Source organism: Blastococcus sp. TF02A-35 (genome assembly GCF_004571075.1).
In the GTDB taxonomy this organism is placed as follows: Bacteria; Actinomycetota; Actinomycetes; order Mycobacteriales; family Geodermatophilaceae; genus Blastococcus.
In genome coordinates, this window is the sequence record NZ_SPQP01000042.1 from 24,349 (window position 1) to 30,348 (window position 6,000).

The 6,000-nt window shown below is 74.2% G+C and carries 7 protein-coding genes; 2 read left to right on the plus strand and 5 right to left on the minus strand.

Annotation, left to right across the window (positions count from 1 at the left end; all coding sequences use genetic code 11):
- Positions 1 to 45: 45 nt before the first annotated feature.
- Positions 46 to 249: a hypothetical protein gene (locus E4P43_RS16645; protein ID WP_135146562.1), complete on the minus strand. Its 204-nt coding sequence runs from the start codon at positions 247 to 249 to the stop codon at positions 46 to 48.
- Positions 250 to 294: 45 nt separating this feature from the next.
- Entirely contained in the window at positions 295 to 813 is a 519-nt protein-coding gene (locus E4P43_RS16650) for a GNAT family N-acetyltransferase (protein WP_135146563.1), read from the minus strand.
- Positions 814 to 908: 95 nt separating this feature from the next.
- On the opposite strand from E4P43_RS16650, the gene E4P43_RS16655 reads away from it, so the two are divergent.
- Positions 909 to 1,790, plus strand: a complete 882-nt coding sequence (locus E4P43_RS16655) for a DNA/RNA non-specific endonuclease (protein WP_135146564.1) — start codon at positions 909 to 911, stop codon at positions 1,788 to 1,790.
- A 14-nt stretch (positions 1,791 to 1,804) separates the two neighbouring features.
- Here the strand turns inward: E4P43_RS16655 and E4P43_RS16660 are convergent, their stop codons facing one another.
- Positions 1,805 to 3,334: an LCP family protein gene (locus tag E4P43_RS16660; RefSeq protein WP_135146565.1), complete on the minus strand. Its 1,530-nt coding sequence runs from the start codon at positions 3,332 to 3,334 to the stop codon at positions 1,805 to 1,807.
- Between the two features lie 162 nt (positions 3,335 to 3,496).
- Here E4P43_RS16660 and E4P43_RS16665 point away from each other — a divergent pair, with 162 nt between their 5' ends.
- Complete coding sequence (locus tag E4P43_RS16665; RefSeq protein WP_135146566.1) at positions 3,497 to 4,300, plus strand: exodeoxyribonuclease III; 804 nt, start codon at positions 3,497 to 3,499, stop codon at positions 4,298 to 4,300.
- Here the strand turns inward: E4P43_RS16665 and E4P43_RS16670 are convergent.
- Entirely contained in the window at positions 4,297 to 5,418 is a 1,122-nt protein-coding gene (locus E4P43_RS16670; RefSeq protein WP_135146567.1) for a site-specific integrase, read from the minus strand. The genes E4P43_RS16665 and E4P43_RS16670 overlap by 4 nt on opposite strands.
- 143 nt (positions 5,419 to 5,561) lie before the next feature.
- Complete coding sequence (locus E4P43_RS16675; protein ID WP_135146568.1) at positions 5,562 to 5,768, minus strand: helix-turn-helix domain-containing protein; 207 nt, start codon at positions 5,766 to 5,768, stop codon at positions 5,562 to 5,564.
- Positions 5,769 to 6,000: the final 232 nt, after the last annotated feature.

Below are 6,000 nucleotides of genomic sequence, written 5' to 3' on the forward strand. Positions count from 1 at the left end.
CACGCGAGTGTGCTGCCGATCACACCACCGGCGCAAACGGGGGCGTCAGCCCCGAGCGGCGCGGCGCAGCAGGAACGCGCCGATCGCGGCGAACAGCCCGGCGACGACCAGCTGGGCCACCCCGACGCCACCCCGGTCGCTGGCGAACCAGGTCGGCGACGAGACCAGCAGCACGAAGGCGATGCCGAGCAGCAGCAGCCCCACGAGGCGCTCGCGGCGGGCGATGGGCGACGGCTCCGGGGTGGTCATGGCATCCACCGTGCCAGAGGCCCGGGACCGGCCGGGCGCGCGGGTCTACAGCGGCCGGACCAGCGAGATCTCGTCCCTGTCGTCGCCGGGGGCGACGCGGATCGCGCCGGGCACCCGGCCCACCTCGCGGTAGCCCAGCCGGCGGTAGAACTCCTCCACCCCCGTGCCCCCCCGGGCGGTGAGGTGCAGGAACTCCCAGCCCCGCGACCGGGCGACCTCGTGCACGCCGTCCATGAGCACGCGTCCCAGGCCCTCCCCCTGGCGGGACGGGTGGACCTGCACGCGCAGCACGGTCCCCCAGTGCCGTCGCAGCGGCCCGGCCAGGCCGACCAGGACGGCGAAGCCGACGGTGCGCCCCTCCTCGGAGAGCACGCAGAGGACGTCCCGACCGGACCGGACGCCGTCGAGCAGGCGGTCCAGGACCGGGGCGACGTCCTCCGGTGTCACCGGCGGGACGAAGCCCACCGCGCCGCCGGCGTTGGAGACGTCGGTCCAGCACGCCAGCAGCTCGGCCCGCAGGGGGTCGTCGACGGCGGTCACGGGACGGACGACTGCGGCGGGCACACGGGCATTCTCCGCCCCGTCCCGACACGCCGGGACGCCGGGCCGGGAGGCGCCGCCGGGGGCCGCCCCCGCACGGGCGGGCCTAGCGTCCCGTCATGGCCGACGCGCTGAGCCGCGGCCGGGACCTTTCCGGGCGGCGCGGCTACGACCCCGGGTTCCTCGGGACGCCGGTGCCGCTGCCCGGCCTCACCACGCCCGAGCGCACCGTGGCGCTCCCCTACACGCACTTCACGGTCCTGCACCGCCCCGACCGGCGGCTGGCGGCGGTGACCGCCCTGGCGATGGACGGCGCCCGGCTGATCAGCCTGGACCGGGAGGGCATCGAGTGGACGCTCGACCCCCGGCTGCCCGCCGCCGAGCAGGCGGGGGCGGCGGTCTACGCCCGGAACGACCTCGACCGCGGGCACCTGGTCCGCCGGGCGTCGGCCTGCTGGGGACGGGACGAGGCCGAGGCCGAGCAGGCCAACGCCGACACGTTCCACTACCCGAACGCCGCACCGCAGGCGGCGCTGTTCAACCAGGGCAAGCAGCTGTGGCTGGGCCTGGAGGAGCACGTGCAGGAGCACGCCGAGGTCCACGACCGGCGGCTGGTGGTCCTGGCCGGGCCGGTGCTGGACCCGGGCGACCCCCTGTACCGGGACGTCGCCGTGCCGCTGCGGTTCTGGAAGGTGGTCACCTTGGTGCAGGGCGGGGCGCTCGCCGCCACCGGCTACCTGCTCGACCAGTCACCGCTCGTCGACGACCTGGGGGCCGCCCTGCGGGCCGCGGCGGCGGCCGGCGACCCACCACCGCTGGGCGCCTACCGCACGTTCCAGGTGCCGATCGCCGACATCGCCGCGATCGCCGGCGTGGACCTGGCCGCCCTGGCCGCGGTCGACCGGCTCCCGGTCCCGTCGGGCGCCGCCCGGGCGCCCGCTCCCGGCGACCGGGCGGACCCGTGGGTGCAGCTCGGGTCCTACGCCGACGTCCGCCTCTGAGCCACTGGCGGGGCTCAGCCCTGGCGGGTCGGCGGCTTCCCCTGGGCGCGCGCCTCCTGGGCCTGCACCGGGTCGTAGGCGCAGGCGTCCCGGACGTCGGCCACCGGGCTGGGTGCGGGCTCCGGCTCGCCCTCGGGGGCGGGCGTCTCCGGCGACGGCCCGGGGGGAGCCGGCGCGGCGGGCGGCGCGATGGCCTCCTGCACCAGCCTCCGCATGAGGTCGTAGTCGGGGTAGGCCGGGGAGATCACCCGCTCGTCGAACACCACGCTGCGCAGCTCGGCGTCCTTGACCAGGAACGCCAGGTCGACGAAGTCGTCCAGCACCGAGCGCGGGATGTCGGTGCTCACGATGTCCTCGGTGGTCGCCGCCAGCTCCTGGTAGCGCTGCAGGAGGGTGACGGGGTCCGCGGCGTCGACGATCGCGTCGATCGTGCAGCGCTGCCGGGCCATCCGGTCGTAGTCGGTGAGGTTGAACCGGCCGCGGGCGAACTGCAGCGCGGTGTACCCGTCCATCCGCTGGTTCGGCCCCGGCTCGATGTAGTCGTCCGGCAGCTCGCCGGTGCCCGGGTCGCCGTTGATGGGGACGTAGTAGTTGACGTTCACCGTGATGCCGCCGAGGGCGTCGACCAGCCTGCTGAAGCCTTCGAGGTTGACCAGCACGTGGTAGTCGATGGTGAGGCCGAGCGCCTCGCCCACCCCGAGCTTGAGGAAGTCCGCGCCCGGGTCGTCGGTCGGGCCGAGGATGTCGGGGTGCTGAGCCGGGCCGTTGCGGTAGACGGCGTTGAGCAGGCTCTCGCTCTCGCTGCCCGCGTCGAAGCCCTCGGGGTAGACCTCGCGCAGCGGGCTGTCCTCCGGGAAGGGCAGGTCCTCCAGGTTGCGGGGGAGGCTGAACAGCGTCGTCTCACCGGTCTCGGTGTCGGTGCTCGACACGATGACCGTGTCGGTCCGCACGCCCTCCCGGCCCGCCCCGCCGTCGCCGCCGAGGAGGAGGACGTTCACCCGGTCCTTGCTGCCGAAGGGGTCCGGGCTGTCGGGCACCGTGGCCGACTCGCGGTCGTCGGCGAAGACACCGTCGATCAGGTCCCGCGAGGTGACGGCGATCCGGCCGGCCACCACCGCCGGGACGGCGACGCCGGCGACGAGCAGCGCCACCAGCAGGCCCCCGACGACGTGCCGGCCGCGCGAGGTCGGCCGGGGGAGCAGCATCCGGTACCCGGTCACCACCACGACCGCCCAGAGCAGCGCCAGGACGCCGATGCCGACGGTCGCCCCGAGCAGGACGTCGGTGTCGACGGCGGTCCGGGCGGCGAAGCGGCGCCCGCCGGTGGCCAGCCAGACCGCGCCGGCGACCAGGAGCAGGAAGACGCCGAGCACGATCCCGCCCAGCCGGCGCCGGCCGGCGGCGAGGTAGCCCACGCCCGGGACGAGCGTCCCGAGGGCGGTCCAGCCCAGTGCGGCGCCGAAGCCCCGGGGGGCGCGCCGGGTGCCGTGGCCCGAGGGCCGGCTGCCGTGCTCGGGTGCCACCGGAGCCGTGTCGGCGGTCACGTCGCCACCTCCGCCCGCCCGCTCACCCGGCCATGATCGCACCGTCGGGCCAGGTCGGCGGCCCGACCGCCGCCGCGGAGGCCGCAAACACCCCGATCCGGCGACACCGGGAGGACGCCGCGCCGACGGTCGCCCGCGTCCCGCTCCGTAAGCTCGGGTCCCGTGCGCCTGGCCACCTGGAACGTGAACTCGATCCGCACCCGCGCCGACCGCGTGGCTGCCTTCCTGGAGCGGCACGACGTCGACGTGCTGGCCATGCAGGAGACCAAGTGCCGGGACGACCAGTTCCCGGAGATGGTGTTCAGCGCTCTCGGGTACCAGGTGGCGCACGTCGGTCACTCGCAGTGGAACGGCGTCGCGATCCTCTCCCGCGTGGGGCTGGAGGACGTCCAGGTCGGTTTCCCGGGGATGCCGTCGTGGTCCTCCAAGGAGGGCCAGGACCCCGCCCCGGAGGCCCGGGCGCTGGGCGCCGTGTGCGGTGGCGTGCGGGTGTGGAGCCTCTACGTGCCCAACGGCCGGACGCTGGCCGACCCCCACCTGCAGTACAAGCTGGAGTGGCTGGCCGCTCTGCGGGACAGCGCGGCCGGCTGGCTGGCCGAGGACCCCGCCGCCCCCGTCGCCCTGGTCGGCGACTGGAACATCGCCCCGGAGAACGACGACGTCTGGGACATGAACGTCTTCGCCCACTCCACGCACGTCTCCCCGCCCGAGCGCGCGGCCTTCCGGGCCGTGGTCGAGGCCGGGTACGCCGACGTCGTCCGCCCGCACGCCCCGGGCCCGGGGGTCTACACCTACTGGGACTACACCCAGCTGCGCTTCCCGCGCCGGGAGGGCATGCGGATCGACTTCGTCCTGGGCTCCCCCGCCCTGGCCGGCCGGGTGACAAATGCCCTGATAGATCGCCAGGAACGCAAGGGAAAAGGCGCGAGCGACCACGCCCCCGTCATCGTCGACCTGGCCGACTAACGGCCCGCCTGCGCGTCGTGGGGCACATCCGGGGCACACGAGTCGCCGAGTGCGTCCCACGCCGTGTCGACGGCGATCCGCGTCCGGTCGTCCGAGTCCGGCATCAGGTGTCCGTGGGTACTCAGTACCAGCGAGGCGTCCTCGTGCCCCAGTCGCTCGGCGACCGCCACGACCGACTCGCCGGCGGCCAGCAGGACGCTGGCGTAGTGGTGCCGCAGGTCGTGGCTGGTCGTCCCCTTCGGTAGGCCCGATTCGTTCACCGCTCGACCCATGAGGTTGTGGCCGTAGTAGACGTGCCCGAGTGGGGCGCCCTTCCCGGTGTTGAAGATCGTTCCGTCGTCGCCTGCCGGGTACGCCGCCAGGTGAGCGGCCAGCACGTCGGCGACCACCCGGGGCAGCGGGACGCTCCTCCTCGACCGGGGAGTCTTCGGCTCGCTCCGCTCGCCCTTCGACCCCTGGGTGAACTGCCACTCGATCCGGACGATCCGTCGCAGAAAGTCGACGTCCTGGACGCGGAGTGCCAGCAGCTCGCCGATCCGGAGGCCGAGCCCGGCCTGGGTGAGGACCATGGCCCGGTAGCGCACCGGCATGGCCCCGGCCAGAGCCGCGACCTGCTCGACCGACAGGGGGACGACCCGCTCCCTCTCGTGCCGTGGGAGCTGGATGCGGACGACGGGGGATTCGGCCACGAGCCTGTCGAGGACCGCGGACCCGTACACGCTGCGAAGCAGACCGACGGCCTGCCGCACGGTGGTCGGTGCCAGCACTTTGGACCGGTCGGTGGCCCACGCCTGGACCTCGGACGGGCGCACGTCCGCGAGCCTGCGGCCACCGAGACGCGTTCCCTCGATGTGCAACCGGATCATCATTTCCGTCCGCCGTGCCGTGGTCGGCCGGTGCGGGCGCGTCTGCGCCCACCCCCGGGCGTACTGGGCGACGGTGATCTTCGAGGGCTCGACGTACGTGCCGCGCGCCTTGTCCGCCTCGACCGTAGCCGCGTGGCGATCGGCGTCGCCCTTCTTACCGAAGGACTTCTTGCGCTGCCTGCCCTGGTCGTCCCGCCACCGCGCCTCGTAGGTCGTCCGCCCGTTGCGGACCCGCTTCTCAACGCTCGCCATGGCTGACTCCTCCACGTATTCGACGCGGCCTGGCTCGCGGTCGGCGTCGTCACTCCTTGGGACGGAACGGTTCGGGCCGCAGCATGCCCGAGGACTCTGACGAGGTCAGGGCTGAGATACGCGACTTTCGCCCCTCCTCGGATCTACCCGGCGGCGCCTCGGCCCAGCTGCTGGTCCACCCACGCCTGAAGGTCGTTACGGCGGTAGAGGACGCGGCGGCCGAGGCGGAAGCTGCGCGGTCCGGGGCCCAGGTGGCGCCAGTACCGCAGGGTGGCGACGGGGGCGCGGAGGAGTTCGGCCTCGGTGATGGTGAGCAGCTCGGGCTCGGCGCGGGCGGGGTCGTCGGACATGGCTGGCTCCGGTGGGCTCGGGTGGGCTGTGCTCCGTCACGGGAGAAGGCGCCATTTGACGGCGATTGGTGACAGCCGACCATCGAAAGCTCCCGAAATCCTCCGGTTCTCCTCCTGGTGCTGGGGTCGGGGCCCGACGCCGCCACTCGGTGGAGGCGGCCATGTTCATCGACCGATGCCCGGCGCGGCGCCCCCACGGGCGAGGGATGGTCCCCGCCGCTCCGCCTCGGGA

Excerpts from the sequence above, each read along its gene's own strand:
- E4P43_RS16675 (WP_135146568.1), bottom strand. The coding sequence starts at position 5,768 with ATGTCCGACGACCCCGCCCGCGCCGAGCCCGAGCTGCTCACCATCACC.
- E4P43_RS16645 (WP_135146562.1), bottom strand. The coding sequence starts at position 249 with ATGACCACCCCGGAGCCGTCGCCCATCGCCCGCCGCGAGCGCCTCGTG.
- E4P43_RS16670 (WP_135146567.1), bottom strand. The coding sequence starts at position 5,418 with ATGGCGAGCGTTGAGAAGCGGGTCCGCAACGGGCGGACGACCTACGAG.
- E4P43_RS16655 (WP_135146564.1), top strand. The coding sequence starts at position 909 with ATGGCCGACGCGCTGAGCCGCGGCCGGGACCTTTCCGGGCGGCGCGGC.